Here is a 23,183-nt window from a genome sequence, read left to right on the forward strand (position 1 = left end):
ATATGTTAATAAAGATTAATAAATAACGTATTTAAACTCCTTAGCTTGATAAAATTTTAATTTACCATTCTTTAAATTATAATTCAGAAATTAATTCATTGATAACATCTTTAACAGTACTTAATTTATCAATTTTATAGGCATCATTTCCACAAAATAAAAGTGAATTTTCAACATCTCCTTTAACTGCATTGATTAGAGCTTGAGAAATACAGTAAGGTGTTTCTTTTGGATTACAAGGAATCAAACAATTATAGCATTTCTTTATTTCTGGACGATTTATCTTAACTTCTTCTATAAATTTGTTTCTTATAGCACGTCCAGGAAGACCTACAGGGCTTTTAACTATGTGAACATCTTCTTCACTAGCATTTATGTATGCCATTTTAAAGTTCTCATGTGCATCACATTCATAAGTAGCAACAAATCTTGTACCAACTTGTACACCACCTGCACCCATGTCTATATATTTTTTAACATCACTACTAGAAGTTATACCACCAGCAGCAACGACTGGGATGTTTATACCAAATTTTTCTCCATAGGTATTTGCAACCTTTAAAATTTCAACAAATTCCTTATCATAGTCTATAGAATCTATGTTATCAAGTTCCTCATTAGAGTATCCAAGGTGACCACCAGCTTTTGGACCTTCGACAACTATTAAGTCAGCAGTAGTTTTTTCTTTTCTATCCCACATTTTTAAAATTACACTAGCAGCTTTTGCAGTTGAAACTATGGGTGCTATTTTTACATTACTTCCTTTTACTAATGATGGTAGCTTGTTAGGTAATCCAGCTCCAGATATTATAAGGTCTACACCAGCTTTAACAGCTTCTTTTACGTATGTTTCATATTCTTTCATAGCTACCATAAAATTAATACCAATAATACCTCCATTTGAGATTTCTTTAGCCCTAGAAATATGTTTTTTTATAGCTCTTAAATTTGCATTTATAGTGTTAGTTTCAAAATCTTCTTCGTCATATCCAATTTGAACTCCAGAAATTACGCCAACACCACCAAGCTTAGCAACTGCACCAGCTAGTGATGATCTAGATATACCAACGCCCATTCCACCTTGAATTATAGGAACTTTTGCAACTAAATCTCTAATTATTAACTCTTTTATGATAATCCCTCCTCAATGTAAACATGTTTAAAGAACTAGATTATAATACTTAATATTATTACCTAGTCCTAATTATTATACTACAAATTATAATAAAAGAGTAGTTATATTTTGTACATGGGACGATAATTATATGATATTTAAAACAGTTCCATTAGAATCACAACATAACTCTTTTATTTCCCAATCAGATTTTAATTTTGATAGATAATACTTCATATTATCTACAAAAGCATCATCATTTTCCTTTATTAAAGACATTATAGTAGGTCCAGCTCCACTTAAAAATACTCCAATACTATTTAATTGTTCAGATTTTTCAACAATATCATTGTAATTTTCAATTAGAGTTCCTCTATAATCTTGATGCAATTTATCTTGACAAGCTACTTTAAGAAGGTCAAAGTTTTTGTTTAGTAGAGCAGATACTAGTAAAGCAACTCTACTGACATTGAATATACCATCAGAATATGGTATTTTCTTTGGTAAAACACCTCTAGCTTTTTCAGTTGATAGCTTAAAATTAGGTATCATTGCACAAAATTTAAGTTCATTAGGAATTTTTATAATATCATAGTGTATATTCTCATTATCAGTAACAGATACAATCATATTTCCTAAAATAGCAGGAGCAACATTATCTGGGTGACCTTCTATTTCTGAAGCTATACTTAGCAATTGAGTCTTATTTAAATTAGAATTTGATAGAGCATTTGCAGCTATAACACCAGCTACTATACAAGATGCACTACTGCCAAGACCTCTACATATAGGTACATCGCTTTGGATTTTTATTTTGATACCATTAGGTATTTTTTCTGGCTTAACTCTATCAAAAAAGTACTTCATAGATGTATAAACTAAATTATTTTCATTTTTGTAAGCATCTTCACAACCTTCTATTTCAAGACCACTTTCAATTTCTTCAACATAAAATTTATTGTATATATTTAATGCAATTCCAAGACAATCAAATCCTGGACCTATATTAGCACTTGTTGCAGGAACTATAATCTCTAACATAACAATCACCTATACCTTTAAGAATTTTTTTATAGCTAGTTTTAATTCATCTTTTTCACAAATATCTTTATGTAGTATTTCAGCAGCTTTAAGATTTTTAATAGGTTTTGGTATATCTATTTTAGAAATACTTGATAATCTGTCAATTATAGCAAAGTCATCAAGGTTTTTAAAATCACAGTCTATAGATTTTAGAACATCTTCAGAAAACTTGAATGGACTTGCAGTACTTACAATAACAGTTTTTGTGTTATCAGAAGTTTCTTTTTTATACTTTTCATAACAATTGTATGCAACAGCCGTATGAGTATCTATCAAATAATTATAATTTTTAAACACATTGTTTATCGTGCTTTTAACTTCTTCTTCATTTGAATATTCTCCATAGAATGAGGCTAAATTTTTTTCCATATCATCACTTATTTTGTAGACTCCTTTATCACTAAGGTCTGATAACAGCTTATTTACAATATCAGCATTTCTATTTGATATTTCAAACAGTAATCGTTCTAAATTACTTGAAATTAATATATCCATAGAAGGAGAAGTAGTTAATTTCAATGTTCTATTTTTATCATATACACCAGTTTTAAAGAAATCATAAAGAACATTATTATCATTTGATGCACATATCAATTTGTTTATTGGAAGACCCATTTGTTTAGCATAATATCCAGCTAGAATATTACCAAAATTACCAGTTGGGACAACAAAATTTATTTTATCATTTAACTGTATCTCACCATTATCAACTAATTTCATATATGAATAAAAATAGTATACAATTTGTGGAAGAAGCCTTCCTATATTAATTGAATTTGCTGAAGATAATATATAATTATTATCCAATAATTTTTGATTAAATTCCTTATCAGAAAAAATTTTCTTTACACCTGATTGTGCATCATCAAAATTTCCTTTTATACCAATTACATATGTATTTTTTCCAGTTTGAGTTTTCATTTGAAGTTTTTGTACTGGACTTACACCATCTTCTGGGAAGAATACAATTATCTTTATTTTATCTATATCTTTAAATCCTTCAAGAGCAGCCTTTCCTGTATCTCCAGATGTGGCAGTAAGAATCACAACATCTTTCTCTAAATTATCTTTCTTGATAGATGTTTTAAGAAGATGAGGCATTATAGTAAGTGCCATATCTTTAAACGCTAAAGTTGGACCGTGGTATAGTTCTAAGAAATAAGTATCATTTACTTTATTTAATGGAGATATACTAGTGCAATCAAACTTTTCGTCATATGCATTTTCTATACAATTTTTAATTTCATCTTCAGCAAAATCACATAAAAATTTACTAAGTACAAAAAATGCTATCTGAGAATACGTTAAATTTACTAAATTTATAAGTTCATTTTTTACATTTGGAAATTTACTTGGGACATAAAGACCACCATCATTTGAGATTCCTTTTATTATTGCTTGTGATGCAGTTACTTTTTCTTCGGTGCCTCTCGTACTTGAATAATACATTTTTTATAACCCTCCATATATTTTAAATTTTTAATTAGCTAATTAAGTTAAATACAGAATATTTTAAAAACTGAATTTGGATAATAAAAAAAGACCCTCATCCCTAAAAAGGGACGAGAATCTGTTTCCCGCGGTTCCACCCAAATTGATTTTAAAAAATCCACTTGATACTTTAACGCAAGTAATAAAAACGTCTATTCCTACTAAAATCATTAAGATAACTTCAGATAGAAGCTCCTAGGTAGTTTTCAACCTTTCTAGTTAGGGAAACATTTCAGCTAGTAGTTTCCTTCTCTGGTAACCGATTCAGATTTACTCTTCCTAATCAATGCCTTTCAATATTCTTAATATTATTAATTATTCTAGATTATAAAACAGACAAAGTCAAGTATTAATATAAAAATTTGGAAAAAATATTTTTTAAAGTGGAAAAAAATTATAATCAAATTGGGTATTAGAAAAATATTTTTTTAACTTTTTTAAAAGCTTAAAAGGTTAGAATTTCGTAGTGATGAAGCTGTTTTTAATAAAAGTAATCAAAAGATAATTGTTACATATCTGTAATATTACAATTTTATACTACACTATATTACAAAAAAAGTTTACAAAACTTTAATTTGAAAAATGTAATTCTATGGTATATCATATAAATATAAGTAAATAGTGTTAATATTTAAACTATTAATAATAATTGGCTTAATAAAATTATATAATTAATAATGTTTAATTTGAAGAAATAGTTAGTGTAAAATTACATATATGTTCAAATTAAATTCATAAATATTTCACATAATAATAGTATACTGTAAACAAAAGGAGGTATTAAATATGGGAATAGTATTTATAACAGTAGCATTAGTTTTGGTTATGTATGGACTTTCAATTCTATCATATATATCAGAAAGCAATATATTAGAAGACACTGTAAATGATAACCAATAAGGTTTTAAATTATATAAATAAGTGAGAACTGCAAATAAAAGTTAAATTTTATTTGCAGTTTTTTTATATATATGTAAAATAAAGTCAACTAATAAAAAATAATCCTAAATATTTAAATAACGGATTATTAAAATTCTTAAGAGCTATCGGAAAAAATGGGTTTTATTCAAGAAGATAATTTGAATAATATGTTTTTTTGGGAGATAATAATCAACCAATTTGGAAAGATACATTCATATACTCAAAACTAAATAGAAAAAATAGACAAATTGAAGTTTATTTAACTTAGTTAAGAGAAGTAAATTACTTTTGTCAATTAATAAAAAATAATGTTTTATTTATAGTATATATGGATAATAATAGTAAAGTATAGTAATAATGAGAATAATATATAAGAAATAATAATATAAAGAGAGGTAAAACGTTATGGTAGATATCATTGTAATTGGTGCTGGACCAGCAGGTTTAACTTCAGCAATTTATGCTATGAGAGCAGGATTAAGCGTTACAGTATTTGAAAAAAATATTTATGGAGGGCAAGTTGCAAGTACATCTGAGGTAGAAAATTATCCAGCAGTTCAAAAGATTTCTGGGGTAGAATTTTCTAATAATATATATAATCAAGCAGTTGCTCAAGGTGTTGATATTCAGTTTGATGAGGTTGAAGAGATAAATTTAGAGGGAAAAGTAAAGGTTGTAAAGACCTCTTCAGGAGAACATAAAGCAAAGGCTGTTATTCTTGCAAATGGAGTTGAAAGACGTAAATTAGGTTGTGTAGGAGAACAAGAATTTACAGGTAGAGGAGTATCTTACTGTGCAACATGTGATGGAGCATTTTTTAAAGATAAAGAAGTAGCCATAGTAGGTGGAGGTAATACTGCACTAGAAGATGCTTTGTTTTTAGCCAATAATTGTACAAAAGTGTATTTAATTCACAGAAGAGATAGTTTTAGAGGTGAAGAAGTATTAGAGAAATCTGTGAAAGCAAGAAAGAATATTGAGATACTTTACAGTCATAGTGTAGAAAAAATTGAAGGGGAAAAGACTGTATCAAAAATAGAAGTAAAAAATTTAAAGACCGAAGAAAAAAGAACTATAGATGTTAGTGGTATTTTTATTGCTATAGGTCTTAAACCTAATAATAAAATGTTTGAAAATGTTCTTGATTTGGATGAAGGTGGATATATAGTTTCAGATGAGTCTTGTACAACATCAATAGAAGGTGTATATGTAGCAGGAGATAGTAGAACTAAGTTTTTGCGTCAAATAATAACAGCAGCATCAGATGGAGCTATTGCAGCCGTTCAAGCAGCTAACTATATAAATGTTGAATAGTATAAATTTCAAATAAAAATAGCCATATAAACTGAAATCATCTTTCAGTATTATATGGCTATTTTGCTAACTAGAGGTAAATATATGTTTTATTTACCTTGTCTAGACTTGTTATATCTTAATCTATCATGTTCATTTAAGAATCTTTTTCTAAGTCTTATAGAATCAGGTGTAATTTCAACTAATTCATCATCTTCTATAAATTCTAGAGCCTCTTCAAGAGTAAATATTCTAGGAGGAGATAATTTTATAGCATCATCTGAACCAGAAGCACGTACGTTACTCATTTTCTTGTTTTTACAAGGGTTGACTACCATATCATCTTTTCTGGAATTCATACCAATTATCATACCTTCGTAAACTTCTACACCAGGGTCTACAAACATTACAGCTCTATCACTTAAGGCATTAAGAGAATACCCCATAGTAACACCAGGTCCTTGTGCTATTAAAACACCATTTCCTCTTGAAGGTATTTCTCCTTTGAATTCTTCAAATTTTTCAAATGAACGAACTAAAGTACCTTCTCCACGAGTAGCGTTTATAAATTCACTTCTATATCCTAAAAGACCACGAGTAGGTGCCAAGAATTCTATTTTTACATAGTCTCCTTCTATTGACATAGATTCCATCATACCTTTTCTCATGTTTAATTCATTTATAATAGTACCAGAGTAAACTTCAGGACAGTTTACGACAACTCTCTCTATTGGTTCCATTAGTTTTCCATCTTCTTTATGCATTAAAACTTCAGGTTTAGAAACACCAACTTCATAACCCTCACGTCTCATATTTTCAAGTAGTATAGATAAGTGAAGCTCTCCACGTCCAGAAACTTTGTATCCATCAGTAGTATCAAGAGGTTCAACTTTAAGACCAACATTTACTTCAAGTTCCTTTTCAAGTCTGTCTTTCAAATGTCTAGTTGTAACGAATTTTCCGCTTTTTCCAACGAATGGAGAGTCATTTACTAAGAAGTTCATAGAAAGAGTAGGCTCTTCTATTTTTATCATCTCCATAGGTAATGGGCTATCTAAATCGCATATAGTTTCACCTATAGATATATCAGGTATACCAGCTATAACAACTATTTCTCCACTAGTAGCTTCATCAACTTCAACTTGTTTTAAACCTTCATACACAGAAAGTTTTGATACTTTTCCCTTAGATACAACAGAATCTTCTCTACATATAGCAACTTGTGTATTGTTTTTAAGAGTACCTTTGTAAATTCTACCTATACCAAGTCTACCTACATAATCATCATATGCAAGAGCTGATATTTGGAACTGTAGAGGTTCATTATCGTAATCAGGATAAGCTTCAACGTGATTTACAATAGTTTTAAATAGAGGAGAAAGGTCTTCACTATCATCATCCATTTCAAGTTTAGCAATACCTTGTTTAGCAATACCATATATTATAGGGAATTCGCATTGCTCATCTGTAGCATTTAAGTCTACAAATAAATCAAAAACTTCATTAACTACTTCTTCCGCTCTCTGGTCTTTTTTATCAATCTTGTTTATAAATAATATTGGTTTTAAACCGAACTCTAAAGATTTTTGTAAAACGAATCTAGTTTGAGGCATTGGACCTTCACTAGCATCAACTAATAAAATAACTGTGTCAACAGTTTTCATGACACGTTCAACTTCAGAAGAAAAGTCGCTGTGTCCTGGAGTATCAACTATATTTATTTTGTAATCTTCATAGTTTATTGCACAGTTTTTTGAATATATAGTTATGCCTCTTTCTTTTTCAAGGTCGTTGCTGTCCATAACGCAGTCTTTAACTACTTCGTTCTTTCTAAAAACACCACTTTGAGAAAGGAAAGCATCAACCAATGTTGATTTTCCAGCATCAACGTGGGCTATAACTGCGATATTTATAATTTTATGTTTTTGTGACATTTTTGTTGCTCCCTTCGATTAAAATAACTTATTAATTATAGCACAATATATTATTAGGTACAAGGAGGAATATATTAAATTGTATTAATGTAGTTTAAATTGGACAAAAATGTTAGTTTTGTATGTAGAATTTATTCTGTTTAAAAAAAAATTTTAGACAAATAATAATCTTAATAGATGAAAATATTAATAAAAGAGTAAAGGATGATATATGTTGGAAGTAACCAAAATAATAATTAAATATTTTGCAAGTGAAAGTGATATTTTCGTAAAAGAAGAAGTTTGTAATTTTGACGAACTTCTTAAGTGGTCTCATAAATTTATTGAAGGTAAAAAGATAGAAGATGTTTTATATATAAAGTCTAAAGAAAACTATAAAGTAAATGTGATTAAGTCTTTAGAAATTAAGGAATTGGAAATAGTAAGAAAACAACAAATACCACCATACATGTAATATTGATAGTATATAAAATTAATGTACAATGTTTATAATAGGATAAATATGGAATATATGGTAATAATTTATATTAAAAAAACTTTTATAAAGATTATATTTGGGTATATAAGTATTAACTAGACATTAATTAGGAGGAACTTAAATATGATAAGAGTATGTCCAAACTGTTCAAATGTGGATGTAAATAAGTTAAAAACTTTGGTTGGAGAAGAAAATGTAAAGACTGGTTGTATAGGTCAGTGTAGAGCATTTAAAAAAGAAGCCGTTGGAATAATAGACAATGAGCTTGAAATAAAGGAAACAGAAGCAGAATTCTTTGAAGCATGTAAAGAATAAATTATAAATAAAATATAAATTATAATAAATAGAGTATGTAAATTGTATAAGTATCAAACAATTTATATGCTCTATTTTTATGTATATATTTAATTATGAGTATACTTTTTTAGTAAATACAAATAAATATAACTAATACATTTATTTATTAAAAAAATATTGATTAAGTATACCTATAGGGGGTATAATAAAAATATAGATTTCTAAATATATAATTTATCAATATTACATATCAAAATAAAACGTTACAAATTAGTTGAAAATATATTAAAAGAAAGGAAGATTTTATTATGAGTTCAAATAAAGTGGTAGAGAGTTATAAAATTACAGGTATGACATGTGCAGCTTGTGCAAAGGCAGTAGAGAGAGTAACTAAGAAAATGGATGGAGTATATGACCAAAGTGTAAATATAGCTACTGAAAAACTAAAAATAGAATATGACAATTCTAAGGTTAGTTTTGATGATATAAAGCAGGTTGTAGAAAAAGCAGGATATGGAATAATAAAGGAAGAAAGTAATAAAAAAATTGATATGAAAATTGATGGAATGACATGTGCAGCTTGTGCAAAAGCTGTAGAGAGAGTAGTAAAAAAATTAGATGGAGTAGAAAGTATTAGTGTGAATATTGCAACAGATAAAGCTAATATAGACTATGACCCATCAAAAGTAAAATTATCTCAAATAAAAGCAGCTATTGAAAAAGCTGGGTATAAACCAATAGAAGAGGTAAGAAATAAAGTTGATGTGGATGAAGATAAATTGAGAAAAGAAAGAGAAATGAAGTCTTTATTTGTTAAATTCATAGTTGCAATAGTATTTGCAGTACCTTTGTTTTATATAGCAATGGGACCTATGATAATAAAGCCTATAGGGCCATGGCCTTTGCCAGAAATTATAAATCCCATGACAAATACTTTTAATTATGCATTGATTCAGTTAATTTTAGTAATACCAGTAATGATAGCTGGATATAAATTTTATATAAATGGATTCAAAGCACTTTTTTCTTTAAGCCCCAATATGGATTCTTTAGTTGCAATAGGAACATTAGCAGCATTTTTATATAGCTTATACACAACAATACAAATAGCAAATGGACAAATTCAAGGTATGCATCATCATCAGTTGTATTATGAAAGTGCAGGAATAATAATAGCACTTATTTTACTTGGTAAATATTTAGAATCAAAATCAAAAGGAAAAACATCAGAAGCAATTAAAAAGCTTATGGGACTACAACCTAAAACTGCAATAGTGTTAGTTGATGGTAAAGAAGTTGAAACTCCTATAGAAGAAGTAGAGATAGGAGATATACTATTAGTAAAACCAGGGACTAAAATACCAGTAGATGGAGTTGTAATAGAAGGATATACATCAGTTGATGAATCAATGCTTACTGGTGAAAGTATACCAGTAGAAAAGAATGTTGGAAGCAAAGTGACAGGAGCTAGTATCAATAAAAATGGTGTTATTAAGTTTAAGGCTGAAAAAATTGGTGGAGATACTGCTCTTGCTCAAATAATAAAGTTAGTTGAAGATGCACAAGGTACAAAAGCACCTATTGCTAAACTTGCTGATACTGTATCTGGATATTTTGTACCAATAGTAATTGCAATAGCTGTAGTTGCATCATTATTGTGGTTTTTAATAGGAGGAAAAGATATAGTATTTGTACTTACTATATTTATATCAGTACTGGTAATTGCTTGTCCTTGTGCATTAGGATTAGCAACACCAACTGCCATAATGGTTGGAACTGGAAAGGGAGCAGAAAATGGAATACTGATAAAAGGAGGAGAGGCACTAGAATCTGCACATAAAGTAAATACAGTAATATTTGATAAAACAGGTACTATAACAGAAGGAAAGCCAAAAGTAACAGATATAGTATTAAATAATAATGTGAAAGAAGAATATCTTATTAAGATTGCTTCAAGTGCAGAAAAAGGCTCAGAACATCCTCTTGGGGAAGCAATAGTTAAGTATGGAGAAGAGAAGAATATAAAATTTGAGAAAGTTGATAATTTTAAAGCTATACCAGGTGCTGGTATACAGGTTACTATTAATAATGAAAGTATATTACTTGGAAATAGAAAGCTTATGAATGACAATAATATAAAGCTTGGGGATTTAGAAGAAAAATCAAATGTATTGGCAAGCCAAGGTAAGACACCTATGTATATAGCTGTAGATGGAAATCTATCAGGCATAATAGCAGTTGCAGATGTAGTTAAAGAAAGCAGTAAAAAAGCAATACAAATACTTCATGATATGGGAATAAAAGTTGCAATGGTAACTGGAGATAATGTAAAAACTGCAAATGCTATAGCAAATCAAGTAGGTATAGACATGGTTTTGGCAGAAGTTTTACCAGAAGATAAATCAAAAGAAGTTGAAAAACTACAAAATCAAGGTAAGTTTGTTGCAATGGTAGGAGATGGAATAAATGATGCTCCAGCCCTTGCAAAAGCAGATATAGGGATAGCAATAGGAAGTGGAACAGATGTAGCTATTGAGTCTGCGGATATAGTACTTATGAAGAGTGACTTAATTGATGTTCCAACGTCAATTAAACTTAGCCATGAAACTATAAAAAATATAAAACAAAACCTATTTTGGGCATTTGGATATAATACGATTGGTATACCTGTAGCAGCTGGATTATTGTATATATTTGGAGGACCTCTATTAAATCCCATGATTGCAGCAGCAGCCATGAGCTTAAGTTCAGTTTCAGTCGTTTCAAATGCACTTAGACTTAAAAACTTCAAGGCGTATAAGAGAGATTAGATTAATAAATTAAATAAAATGTATCCAAAAGAGCTATCTTTAAATTAAAAGGATTAATTTACAAATTAAGATAGCTCTTTTTTCATGTAAAATTCACAACAATAAGATAAAATATAAATAATATATGAAATTTTAAATAAAATAGAAAGGATTGATAGAATGAATTCATCAATACTTGTAATTGAAGATGATTCAAATATACAAGAGTTAATATCAGAATTTTTAAGTGCAGAAGGTTATCAAGTTGATACAGCAAATGATGGGCTGGAAGGTATACAAAAGTTTAAGCAAGGAAGTTATGACTTAGTGATATTAGATATAATGATGCCAAATCTAGATGGTTATGGAGTTTGTAAAATGATAAGAAAGTCATCAAGTGTTCCAATTATATTTTTGACTGCTTTGAATGATGAAGGAGACCAACTTAAAGGGTTTGATTTAGAATGTGATGACTATATAACAAAACCATTTTCATTTAATCTTCTTATAAAAAGAGTAGAAGCAATTTTAAGGCGAAGCAATAAGACTATAAATGACAAATTTATAGTTTTTGAAAAATTAAAGTTAGATTTAAACACATATATCGCAGAGATAGATGGAGAACCTATAGAACTTACACTGAAAGAGTTTAATATATTAAAAGCTTTGATAGAAAAGTATCCACAGGTTATAACTAGAGAAGGTCTTTTGGATAGTATATGGGGTTACGATTATTATGGCGATACTAGGATTGTTGATGCACATATAAAAAATATAAGAAAAAAAATATCATTACCATATATTAAAACTGTAAAAGGAATAGGATATACACTTGAGAAGGATATTTGATAAATGGGAAAAATTAAGTATAAAGTATAAGTTATTTTCAATAACGACATCATTATTAATAGCATTAGCCTTAATAATATATCTAATTTTATATTTTTTATTGCCATCATATTATCATGAGTATAAAATTGAGTCTCTTCAAGAAAGCTTAAAGTCTTTGGTAGATAATTCAATTCATTTTGATACATATATTTTAGAAGAAAGACTTTATTATATGGCTAAAGACCAAAATTTGGCTATTTTATTAAAGGATAGTCAAGGAAAAATTGTATATGGTAAAAATGAAGTAGTTATTTTAAGATATAGTAAGTACATGATTAATAGTCTTGAGGATGAGTATAGAACATCTATACCCATATATACTAAAGATTCAAAAGATGGACCATATACCTTAGAACTCGTTATGCCATTACAGCCAATTGACGAAGCAAACGAAGTTATAAGAAAATTAATGCCATATATTATATCAATAGCAATATTGATAGCGATTATTGGAGCATATATATATTCAATCGTGATAACAAAACCTCTTATAAACATAATAGAGAGTGAGAGAGAACAGGAATATAGAAGAAAAGATTTTGTTGCTACAATATCACATGAGCTAAAAACTCCAATAACCATAATAAGTGGTCAAATTGAAGGTATGATTTACAATGTAGGTAAGTATAAGGATAGGGATACTTATCTGAAAAAATCGTATGAATGTACACAAGAATTAAAAGATTTGGTAAATGAGATGATACAGGTTTCAAAATCAGAAATACTTGAAAAAGATTTGAAATTGGTATCAATAAATATAAGTGAACTATTAAATAGACTTGTAAAAAGACAAATATTTTTAATAGAAGAAAAACATATGAAAACTATTTTAAAAATAGAAGAAAAGCTAGAAATTAAAGCAGACCAAGAGAGGATAACTAAGGCAATTAATAATATAATAAATAATGCCATAAAATATTCTCCTGAAGAATCAGAGCTTATAATTAGGCTCTATGATAAAAATAAACGAGTAAATAAAAGGATTTACAATCAAAGAGTAGTTTTAGAAATTGAAAATACTGGTGTAACTATAGGGAAACGTTATTTAGAAGAGATATTTAACCCATTTTATAGAATAGAAAAATCTCGTTCAAGAAAAACTGGAGGAAGTGGACTAGGACTTTATATAGTCAGTCAAATCTTTAAAAGTCATGGGTTTGATTATAGCATAAAAAATAAAGAAAATTCTGTAGTATTCACAGTCGAATTTAAAAATTAACTTAACTATATAAATAATATATAACTTTCAATAATAGTTCATTTTAAAATCACAAAAAATTCATACTAAAAATGTATTATGTAAATATAAAGAAGATTTAAACCATGAAATACACCAAACTATAATGATGAGATTTCCTTACATCCTCCATATAAGTCATCATTATAGTAACCCAACAATTAAGTTACTGTGAATTTAAAAAATAACACCAAGCGTATAATCTATGCTTAGTGTTATTTTTATTTTGAAATAAAAAATATCTAATTTATTGAAATGTATGGATTTAGATAGTCTTAAATTATATTTAAGGATTTAAAAATTATAATTGATATTACAAATAAATATATGTACTTTGGGAAAAATAAATATAGCAAGTATCATATTTACAGAGGAGGTAGTTTTGATGGACAGATTAAAAAGAGATATGAAAAATATGAAAGAAGATTTAAAAGAAGGCGTTAAAAAGACAGCTTATGTTATGAAAAATACTGCTGAGGATTTAAAAGATGATGCACAAGGTGCTATGGTAAACTTAGAAATGAAAAAAGATGAGATGATGGAAAGATATGAACAAAAGAAATTTTCTAAAGAATTAGAAAAGCAAATGAAAAATGAAATGAAATAAGATTTTATTTATGAATAACGCATTGTTATACTCATATAAAAAGTAGCTAGTATTATTAAATGGTTTATTTAAGGAAATAGACTTTCTAAAAATAACTGTATTATATTTAGAAAGTCTATTTCAAATTAGTTTTAATGAATAGACATAAGTATAAAATAAATATTATAGAGCTAAATTTTTAAGAATAGACGCAAAGATAAAATAAATATTATAGAACTAAGTTTTTAAGAATAGCTATCAAATAAAGATTTATATTTACAAGAAATTCTATAAAATATATAATTAAGCTTATAAAACATTTACGTTAAATTCTGATAGAATATCTACTATATCAGGAGTAGGAGTTTTTTCTGTAATTATAGAACTAATATCTTCTAAATGAGCAAATTTGAAATTTCCATCAAATTTAAATTTTTTATCTTCCATAACTATAAACACCTTTTTACTTGAATTTATTATAGCTTTCTTTGTCAGACCATCTTCAATTTCAAAAGTTGTAAGTGAAGAGTTGAATACATCCACTCCACAACTACCCATAAAAGTCTTATCAAATTTATATTTAGATATAAACTCTATAGTTGGAGTACCGACAAAACCATCTAGACTGAGATTTAATAAACCTCCAGTGGAAATTATATTTAAATTATTTGGTTTTGAAGTAACTACATTTAGTATGTCCAACATATTTGTAACAAGTGTTACTTTTTTATTACTTTCAGCTAATAACTTTGCAAGCAAGATATTAATTGTAGAGATGTCTAAAAAAATAGTTTCTCTATCTGCAATTAAATTAAATGCTTTTTCTGCTATTATTTTCTTTGTCGGGATATTAATTTCTTTTCTATCTTTTGTGTCCTGATTTTCTAGAGTTTCTCTTGCTAATACAGCTCCTCCATAAATTCTTCGTATTGAAGAGATTTTTTCTATATTTTTCAAATCTTTTCTGATACAATCTTCTGTAACATTAAACTTAGAACTGAGCTCTTTTACAGTAACTCTACCTTCTTTTTTTAGGATATTTAATATAGCTTGAATTCTTTCTTCTGCAAACATTTTCTACCTCTTTTCCCAATATAGTATTATAGTAAATATTATAAGATAAAATACAATATATCAACTATTTTAACATGAAATAAAAAATTAATTTAATATAAAAAGTATGTTTTTTCTAATCATCTATTTAGAATTTAATAAATAAAGAAATTATAAAATTAAATAGAAAACTAAAACAATAATAAAGAAGAAAGAACAATAACAAAATATTGAAAATAATACCAAATCAATATATAATAAGAATAAATAAAGATTAAAGGGGGATATTTTAATGCAACTAATCTTAGATACAGGTAATGTGGAGGAAATTAAGGAGTTATGTACTTGCTTACCAATAGATGGTGTAACTACAAATCCAAGTATTATTTCAAAAGAAAAAAAGAATTTTGAGCAACTTATAAGTGAAATTGGTGAAATTATAGGTGAAGATATGCCTATACATGCTCAGGTGTTAAGTACAAAGTATGAAGAAATATTAGAAGAAGCATTATATATAAGTAGCTTGAGAAAAAATATATATGTAAAAATACCTGTAACGCAAGATGGTTTAAGAGCTATAAAAGACCTTCATAAAAAAGGAATAAAAATAACTGCTACTGCAATATTTACAGCTCATCAAGGATTTCTAGCTGCAAAGGCTGGAGCAAATTATATTGCACCTTATGTAAATAGACTTGATAATATATCTGGGGATGGGGTATCTATGGTTTCAGAACTTATAAAAATAATAGATACTTATAAAATGGATACAAAAGTACTTGCAGCAAGTTTTAAAAATGCACAACAGGTTATAGAATTAATGCAACATGGAGTGCATAGTGTTACAGTACCTTATGATATTTGTAAATCTATGATGAATCATCCATTAACTGATTGGAGTGTAGATAAATTTATAGAGGATTGGGAGAATACTTTTGGAAAAGGAAGTAAAACAAATAATATTTAGTATTATTATAAAAGAGTAGCCTTATGTTTAACTTATAAATTGATTTATATAAAAAGCTGAAAATATGAATTAACTTAAGATAATAACTTAAATTATTAAAAAGAAAATTCATATTTTCAGCTTTTTTAAATTTCTAGACCTATAAATCTCCACCAAGGGAATGTTATACATATTATTATGAAATAAGTTAAAGGAATCAAAGTTAAGCCATATTTGAAAATAACCTTGCTATTGTATAGATTTTCACCATGTCCAACCATTATTGTAGCATGATGAAATGGTAATATGTATTGTATACTTACTATAATGTAGACAAATAGGCATAAAGTAATACTATTTTCCCTTAGTATATGCAAACTTCCAAGTAATGGTATTACTACAGATGATGTAGTGACAGCACTTCCAAGACATATATTCAAGATTATTGTGAGAGTTATCAAAAATAATATCGAAATAATTTCTGAAGAGTTTGGTATAAACTTTATTAAATAATTCCCCATTATATCTACAACTCCAGAATACTTTAATACTCCTCCAATTGAAAATGCTGCTATAAAAAAAATAAGTACTTTCCAATTTATTTCTTTTAAAGTGCTAAATCCAATTATTTTTCTTAGCAATAAAAGAAGTACACAAATTGACATTATAATTAATGTATTTATGTTATGTAGAAATTGAGTTAAAAACATAAAAAACATTATTCCTAGGCATAAAAATACGTGTTTTTGTTCTTTGTTTAGTAAATTAAATTCTTTTTTTAAATTAGAATATGAAAACTGAGGTTTATTAACATCAAGATTTTCATGAGAAACAAATTTTATTGAATACAACTCTTTTTTAAAGACAAAGATAAATAAAAAATAAGTTACAAAACAAGTAATTATAGTTGGAACAGACATGTAAAAAGCCCATTGACCCCAATTTATATTACAGTTTCCAAGTTCTAGGACAACATAGTTTAGAAGAGTGTCTCCATTTACAAAAAACATTGATGTAAAGGTGGAGGCTGTAAATATGCTAAATAAAAGTATAGATTTTGAATCTTCAGTTATTTGTTGTTCTTTTAAAAATTCTTTGTAAAAAGCAGACACAAGAATAACTCTTGGAAATGGTTGTGGGATAAAAAATATTAAAAGTATACCTAAAGTATATGATAAAAGAATCATTTTTTTAGGGGTATTTACAGTATTTAAAATAAGTTTTTCAGAAATAATTTTTGCAACACCTGTTTTTGTAACTGCATTAGTAATTATGTATGCAAGAATTATTATGTAAAAATTTTCTGTAAATAAAAATTGTAAAATAACATTTATTGGTGCAATATTAAAAATAAAAGCTAGAATTACAAAAAACAATGCAACCACAGTTTTTTCAGCAGAGTCTATGGCCCATATCAAGATAGTCAAAAAAGATAAGCAGATAGAAAATTTTATATTGAAACTGTAATTAAGAGATAAGTAGAGAATTATGGTAGCTATAACAGTCATATAAAATTGTTTTGGCTTAAGAATAATACTCATTTTTATATTCACCTCCATAATTTATTATATCATAATGAAGGTGAATACATTTTATAAAAAGCTTATTCATTGATTCTATGATTTACAATAGCTTTAGTTTTCCAACGCCCTTTCTTATAGTAGATAACTGTAACAATAAGACCTAAAGTCCAACCAAAAGGAATACCCATCCAAATTCCATCTGTTCCAAAAAATCTAGAAAGCATATAAGAAGCTGGAATTCTTCCAAGCCATAAAGATACTATGGAACTTATAAGGGCAAACATAGAGTCACCAGCACCTTTCATTGCACTTGAAAGTACAAAAGAAGTACCAATAAATAAGAAAAAAGGTCCTATTATAAATAAGTAAGAAGAGCCAATTTTAATGACATCCTTATCAGTATTAAATAAAGCAATTAGATTTTCTCTAAACAATAAAATTAAGGCAACAACTATGAATGCTAAAATTAAAGCCATTTTTATGGATTCTCGAATTCCTTTTTTAACCCTTTCTTTCTCACCAGCACCTATATTTTGAGCGACAAAAGTAGAAACAGCAGAACCGAGATTCATGATAGGTAAGCTTATAAAATTTTCTATTCTAAGACCAGCTCCAAAAGCTGCCATAGCAGATGTCCCATAACTATTAACTAAAAATTGAAGAGCCATATTTCCAATTGAAAATAACATTTGTTGAATTCCACTTGGAAGCCCTAATCTAAGTCCATCTTTAAAGATTTTATTATCGTATACAATTCCTTTGATTTTGAATTTAAGCACTTCATGTTTTTTGTTTAAATAGATTATACTGATTATAAATGATACTGCTTGAGCCATTATAGTAGCAAGTGCAACTCCCTCAACACCCATTTTTAGTACTACAATAAAAGCTAAATCTAAAACTATATTTAGAATTGTAGCTATTATTAAAAAATAGAGTGGAGTTACTGAATCTCCAAGCCCTCTAAGTATCGCACTCACTGAATTGTATCCAGCAGAAAATAGTATTCCGCCAAATATTATAGTAAGATATAATTTTGATTGGGCAAAAACTGACTCTGGTGTATTCATAAGCTTAAGCATGGGTCCACCAAATACTATTCCAAGAACACTTATTAATATAGAACCAATAAATAAAAGTATATATGTGGTATCAATGGTTGCTTTTACTTTTTTTAAATCTCCTGAGCCATAAAATTGTGACACTAAAATAGAAAATCCAAGGCTAATACCCATAAGCATTGCTACTAATAAAAACATTATAGGGTTAGCTCCAGAGACTGCTGCCATTGCTTCTTTTCCAATAAATCTACCAACTATAATACTATCAGCTGTATTGTATAGTTGTTGAAATAAACTGCCAATAAGCATGGGCATGGCAAAAAAGAATATGGATTTTCCCTCATGACCTATAGTTAAATCTTTCACTTTATTCCTCCAAATAAAAAATTTATTAATTTATTATAATATAATCTTAACATAAATTTTATATTCAAACTATAAATAAATTGTATCAAAGCATAATATATTTTTTAAAAATGTAAAGAATATAATTATAATTTGAATTAAGTAAATCAATGTTTAATATAATCGAATATTAATACGAAATCAATATAATATATACGTATATATTGACAAAATTAACTATATAAATTAAAATAATATTCGCAAATAAAAATCATGTTTTTTATTGTATAACATATAATTTTGACAATATGGGTCATAAGTTTCTACCGGAATACCGTAAATATTCTGACTATGTATACTATAATTCAGTTAATTAAATATTTAATTAACTGAATTATGAAGGATACGGCTCAGCTTATCAACTACTGTGCCGTTTTTTGTAAAATTTAATAGGAGGTGTTGTTATGCAAACAACAAACAGTAGTACTATGCAGAAAATTTTTCCAATTTTGACTAATAAAAATGTTGACATGAAGAAGGAAGTAATTGCAGGAGTAACTACTTTTTTAACTATGGCTTATATAATAGCTGTAAATCCAAATATTTTGTCTGAAACAGGTATGCCAGCAGGTGCACTTGTTACAGGTACATGTTTAGCAGCAGCATTTGGATGTATTTTAATGGGTGTAGTTGCCAACCTTCCTTTTGCTTTAGCATCGGGTATGGGTCTTAATGCATTTTTTGCGTATACAGTAGTTTTACAAATGGGTGTTCCTTGGGGAGTAGCTCTTACAGCAGTATTTGTAGAAGGTATTATTTTTATAGTATTATCAGTAAGTGGAGTTCGTGAGGCTGTTGTAAATGCAATACCAAGAAATATGAAACTAGCTGTTACAGGTGGTATTGGGATATTTATTGCACTTATAGGTTTAGTTAATAGCGGAATTGTTATTGGAGACCAAGCCACTCTTATTAAAATGGGTAAATTTACACCAGCAGTAATAATAACTTGTATAGGATTAATAATTATTGCTGTATTAGATAAAAAAAGAGTTAAAGGTTCTATACTTTTTGGAATAGTAGTAAGTTCATTACTTGCTTGGGCATTTGCTTTTATGAATCCAGAGTATGCACAAAAATTAGGTATATATTTACCTGGTGGAATATTTAAATTCGAAAGCTTAGCACCAATAGCAGGTAAAATAGATTTAGGATATGTACTACATCCAACAAATATAGGTGGTTTTTTAGTAGTAGTTTGCACATTTTTATTTGTTGATTTTTTTGATACAGTAGGTACATTAGTAGGGGTTTGTTCTAAAGCAAACATGCTAGATGAAAAAGGGAATGTTCCTAATGTAGGTAGAGCTTTACTTACAGATGCAGTTGCAACTACAGTTGGTGCAGGACTTGGAGTATCTACAGTTACAACTTATGTTGAGAGTTCAACAGGAGTTATCGCAGGTGGAAGAACTGGATGGACAGCAGTAACAGTTGGAATTTTATTCTTAGCTGCAATGTTTTTCTCTCCTGTATTTATAGCAATTCCATCATGTGCTACAGCACCAGCTTTAATATATGTTGGATACTTAATGCTTGGTACAGTTAAGGACATAGAGTTTGATAATATAACTGAAGGTGTTCCAGCTTTTGTTACTATTGCTTGTATGGCATTAACATATAGTATAGGTGATGGTTTAACTTTAGGTATATTAACTTATGTTTTTGTAAATATATTTTATAATATATTTGGAACTAAAAAGGCAGAAGATAAAAAACATGTTTCTATGGTAATGATTGTTCTGGCTATACTATTTATAATAAAACTTTGGCTATTATAATAGATATTATTTAAAATTTTAATTTAATATAAAGTAAAGAGCTGTAATTTCTAATCTATTTTAATGATAAATTACAGCTCTTTCGTATTTGTTATATTATTTAATAATGTCTATTAGTTTTCCATTTTGTAAAGCTTTAGGTGTGATTGTTATATTGAATTCTTTTTGTAAATCTTTTATAATGTCTAATTCTTTTTTTGTTATTATTGAGATTGTGTTACCATTTCGATTTCCTCTAGCAGTTCGACCGCATCTATGCAGATATTCATTTTTACTTTTTGGAAAATCTAAGTTAAAAACATGACTTACATCTACTATGTCAAGTCCACGAGCAGATAAATCAGTTGTAATTAAAATCTTTGCTTTCCCAAGTTTAAATTTATTTATTGCATTTTTCCTATCTTCTTTTGCCATGTTTCCAAAAATTCCTATTGCTTTGTAATTATGATAATTTAGTTTTGATACTAGAACTTCTATATTTTTTTCATTATTTACAAATACGATAGCTCTTTTGGGATTTGTAGCAGCTAATGTTTTTCTAAGAAAAGTAAACTTATCCCTTATATCACCTAATAAATATGAGTGACTTATGTTAGGATTTATTTGTGATTTTTCCATTGTTTTTATTATTTCAAATTCTTTCATAAGTTTATCACAAATTTTTATAGTGCTATCAGTAAGACTTGCAGAACAGCCTATAATTTGTCTATCTCTTAATGTAGTTTTTATTATGTCTTCTATACAAGTTATGTTTTTTCCATTCAATAGATTGTCCACTTCATCTAAAACAATGGTTTTTATATTATGTGATTTTAACTTCTTTTGTTTTATCAAGTCTAAAACTCTTCCACAAGAGCCAATTACTATGTGTGGTTTTACTGCTTTTATATTTTTTATTTGTTTTTGTATATTGACCTCTCCAATTAAAGCTAAAGAAGTAACAGAGATTTCTGTATTTTTAGCCAATAATTCAACTTGATTTGTAATCTGCATTACTAATTCATGCGTAGGTGCAAGTATAAGAGCTTGTGTTTCTCTTTTTGATGTATCAATTTTTTCAAATATAGGTAAAAGGTACGCTAGTGTTTTTCCTGTTCCAGTCTGTGAATTAATCAATAAGTCCTTATTTTGCATTATATTTCCTATAACAAGTGACTGAACTTCTGTTGGAGAAGTTATGTCTTGTTTTTTAAGTCCATCTATTAGAGTGGAACTTATTTTTAGTTGTTCAAATGTATTCATATTTTGCTCCTTATATTTAATAATTATAGTCAACTATTTTTTATTATACATTGTTTAGGCAAATCGAACTATATATTCTTTTATAATTATGTTTGACACACTCCCCATAGCTAAAACAAGGGGATTCTTGGTGGCTAAGAATTAATAATAAGTTCTACCAGTTGGTTTGTGTTTTTTAGCTTTATATTTCTGATAACTTTGTATTTTATAAATTTTTAAAAGAAACAAATAAAAGTTGTAATTATTTGATATTTGTTATATATTATATATAACAAATATCAAAACTATAATATGGAGGGAAATTATGTTAAAGGTAATCAATGTATCTAAATCATATAAAAATAAAAAAGTAGTAAATAGCATCTCATTTGATGTAAATGATGGAGAACTTTTTGGATTTATAGGTCATAATGGAGCAGGTAAAACTACTACTATTAAAGCAATTGTTGGGATACACGATTTTGAAGAGGGAGAGGTACTAATAAATTCTAAATCTATAAAAAAACAGCCTGTTGAATGTAAAAAGGAAATGGCATATATACCTGATAATCCAGACTTATACGAATCATTAACTGGCATACAATATCTTAATTTTATAGCAGATATATTTGAAGTTGCTAAAGATAAAAGAGAAGATTTAATAAAATATTATTCAAATAAGTTTGAACTTAATAAAGCATTAGGAGATTTAATATCTTCATATTCACATGGTATGAAACAAAAATTAGCTATAATTTCGGCTTTGGTACACAGCCCGAAAATTTTAATTCTTGATGAACCTTTTGTAGGTCTTGACCCAAAAGCTTCATTCATATTGAAGGAAATTATGAGAGAATTCTGTGACAAAGGTGGTTGTATATTTTTCTCAACACACGTTTTAGAAGTTGCTGAGAAAATTTGTGATAAGATTGCCATAATAAAAGATGGAAATATAATTGCTTATGGAACTACAGAAGAAGTTAAGGGAAGTAATTCACTTGAAAGTATCTTTATGGAATTAATAGAAAAATAAAATGTTTTTTATACAATATAGTGTCTAAAGTGAGGAATGATAAAAT

Annotated in this window: 18 protein-coding genes, 1 riboswitch and 1 other annotated feature; of the genes, 10 read left to right on the top strand and 8 right to left on the bottom strand. The window is 27.7% G+C overall.

Going from position 1 to position 23,183, the window contains the following annotated elements:
- Positions 1-76: 76 nt before the first annotated feature.
- From IR152_RS01885 to thrC, 3 genes are all read right to left on the bottom strand, one after another.
- A complete protein-coding gene (locus tag IR152_RS01885; RefSeq protein ID WP_311315420.1) occupies positions 77-1,135 on the bottom strand; it encodes a nitronate monooxygenase family protein in 1,059 nt (352 codons plus the stop codon).
- A 126-nt stretch (positions 1,136-1,261) separates the two neighbouring features.
- Positions 1,262-2,155: a homoserine kinase gene (gene thrB, locus IR152_RS01890; RefSeq protein WP_227450135.1), complete on the bottom strand. Its 894-nt coding sequence runs from the start codon at positions 2,153-2,155 to the stop codon at positions 1,262-1,264.
- A gap of 9 nt (positions 2,156-2,164) precedes the next feature.
- Positions 2,165-3,646: a threonine synthase gene (thrC, locus tag IR152_RS01895; RefSeq protein ID WP_227450136.1), complete on the bottom strand. Its 1,482-nt coding sequence runs from the start codon at positions 3,644-3,646 to the stop codon at positions 2,165-2,167.
- Positions 3,647-3,752: 106 nt separating this feature from the next.
- Positions 3,753-3,984 (bottom strand) — a binding site (T-box leader).
- A 1,030-nt stretch (positions 3,985-5,014) separates the two neighbouring features.
- On the opposite strand from thrC, the gene trxB reads away from it, so the two are divergent.
- Positions 5,015-5,923 (top strand): thioredoxin-disulfide reductase, encoded by a 909-nt coding sequence (gene trxB / locus IR152_RS01900; protein WP_227450137.1) that lies wholly within the window; start codon positions 5,015-5,017, stop codon positions 5,921-5,923.
- 89 nt (positions 5,924-6,012) lie between these two features.
- Here trxB and typA read toward each other — a convergent pair whose 3' ends face one another.
- Positions 6,013-7,836, bottom strand: a complete 1,824-nt coding sequence (gene typA / locus IR152_RS01905; RefSeq protein WP_227450138.1) for a translational GTPase TypA — start codon at positions 7,834-7,836, stop codon at positions 6,013-6,015.
- A 211-nt stretch (positions 7,837-8,047) separates the two neighbouring features.
- Here typA and IR152_RS01910 point away from each other — a divergent pair, with 211 nt between their 5' ends.
- The 6 genes from IR152_RS01910 to IR152_RS01935 all read left to right on the top strand — a co-directional run bounded on the left by IR152_RS01910 (position 8,048) and on the right by IR152_RS01935 (position 14,135).
- Positions 8,048-8,290, top strand: coding sequence for a hypothetical protein (locus IR152_RS01910; protein ID WP_227450139.1), 243 nt, complete (start codon positions 8,048-8,050; stop codon positions 8,288-8,290).
- 147 nt (positions 8,291-8,437) lie between these two features.
- The gene (locus IR152_RS01915) at positions 8,438-8,629 is read left to right on the top strand and encodes a hypothetical protein (protein ID WP_003424459.1); all 192 of its coding nucleotides are present in this window, start codon (positions 8,438-8,440) and stop codon (positions 8,627-8,629) included.
- A 290-nt stretch (positions 8,630-8,919) separates the two neighbouring features.
- The gene (locus tag IR152_RS01920; RefSeq protein ID WP_227450140.1) at positions 8,920-11,421 is read left to right on the top strand and encodes a heavy metal translocating P-type ATPase; all 2,502 of its coding nucleotides are present in this window, start codon (positions 8,920-8,922) and stop codon (positions 11,419-11,421) included.
- Between the two features lie 159 nt (positions 11,422-11,580).
- On the top strand, positions 11,581-12,249 hold the full coding sequence (locus IR152_RS01925; protein ID WP_003424455.1) for a response regulator transcription factor: 669 nt from the start codon (positions 11,581-11,583) through the stop codon (positions 12,247-12,249).
- The gene (locus tag IR152_RS01930) at positions 12,233-13,510 is read left to right on the top strand and encodes a sensor histidine kinase (RefSeq protein ID WP_227450141.1); all 1,278 of its coding nucleotides are present in this window, start codon (positions 12,233-12,235) and stop codon (positions 13,508-13,510) included. The genes IR152_RS01925 and IR152_RS01930 overlap by 17 nt, the downstream gene beginning before the upstream one ends.
- 403 nt (positions 13,511-13,913) lie before the next feature.
- Positions 13,914-14,135, top strand: coding sequence for a hypothetical protein (locus IR152_RS01935; RefSeq protein ID WP_009890241.1), 222 nt, complete (start codon positions 13,914-13,916; stop codon positions 14,133-14,135).
- Between the two features lie 288 nt (positions 14,136-14,423).
- On the opposite strand, the gene IR152_RS01940 is transcribed toward IR152_RS01935, so the two are convergent.
- Complete coding sequence (locus IR152_RS01940; RefSeq protein ID WP_227450142.1) at positions 14,424-15,188, bottom strand: DeoR/GlpR family DNA-binding transcription regulator; 765 nt, start codon at positions 15,186-15,188, stop codon at positions 14,424-14,426.
- 271 nt (positions 15,189-15,459) lie between these two features.
- Here IR152_RS01940 and fsa point away from each other — a divergent pair, with 271 nt between their 5' ends.
- Positions 15,460-16,134, top strand: a complete 675-nt coding sequence (fsa, locus tag IR152_RS01945) for a fructose-6-phosphate aldolase (protein WP_227450143.1) — start codon at positions 15,460-15,462, stop codon at positions 16,132-16,134.
- 125 nt (positions 16,135-16,259) lie between these two features.
- On the opposite strand, the gene IR152_RS01950 is transcribed toward fsa, so the two are convergent.
- Positions 16,260-17,654 carry an SLC13 family permease gene (locus tag IR152_RS01950; protein ID WP_227450144.1) on the bottom strand — a complete coding sequence of 465 codons (1,395 nt, stop codon included), beginning with the start codon at positions 17,652-17,654 and terminating at the stop codon, positions 16,260-16,262.
- Between the two features lie 62 nt (positions 17,655-17,716).
- Positions 17,717-19,063, bottom strand: a complete 1,347-nt coding sequence (locus tag IR152_RS01955; protein WP_227450145.1) for an MATE family efflux transporter — start codon at positions 19,061-19,063, stop codon at positions 17,717-17,719.
- Between the two features lie 248 nt (positions 19,064-19,311).
- A riboswitch (purine riboswitch) is annotated at positions 19,312-19,414 on the top strand.
- Positions 19,415-19,506: 92 nt separating this feature from the next.
- Between IR152_RS01955 and IR152_RS01960 the strand changes: the two genes are divergently transcribed.
- On the top strand, positions 19,507-20,883 hold the full coding sequence (locus IR152_RS01960; RefSeq protein ID WP_227450146.1) for an NCS2 family permease: 1,377 nt from the start codon (positions 19,507-19,509) through the stop codon (positions 20,881-20,883).
- A gap of 96 nt (positions 20,884-20,979) precedes the next feature.
- Here the strand turns inward: IR152_RS01960 and IR152_RS01965 are convergent, their stop codons facing one another.
- Entirely contained in the window at positions 20,980-22,125 is a 1,146-nt protein-coding gene (locus IR152_RS01965) for a DEAD/DEAH box helicase (RefSeq protein WP_227450147.1), read from the bottom strand.
- A 304-nt stretch (positions 22,126-22,429) separates the two neighbouring features.
- On the opposite strand from IR152_RS01965, the gene IR152_RS01970 reads away from it, so the two are divergent.
- Entirely contained in the window at positions 22,430-23,137 is a 708-nt protein-coding gene (locus tag IR152_RS01970) for an ABC transporter ATP-binding protein (protein ID WP_227450148.1), read from the top strand.
- Positions 23,138-23,183: the final 46 nt, after the last annotated feature.

The sequence above is a fragment of the Clostridioides sp. ES-S-0108-01 genome (assembly GCF_020662285.1).
Taxonomy (GTDB): domain Bacteria; phylum Bacillota; class Clostridia; order Peptostreptococcales; family Peptostreptococcaceae; genus Clostridioides.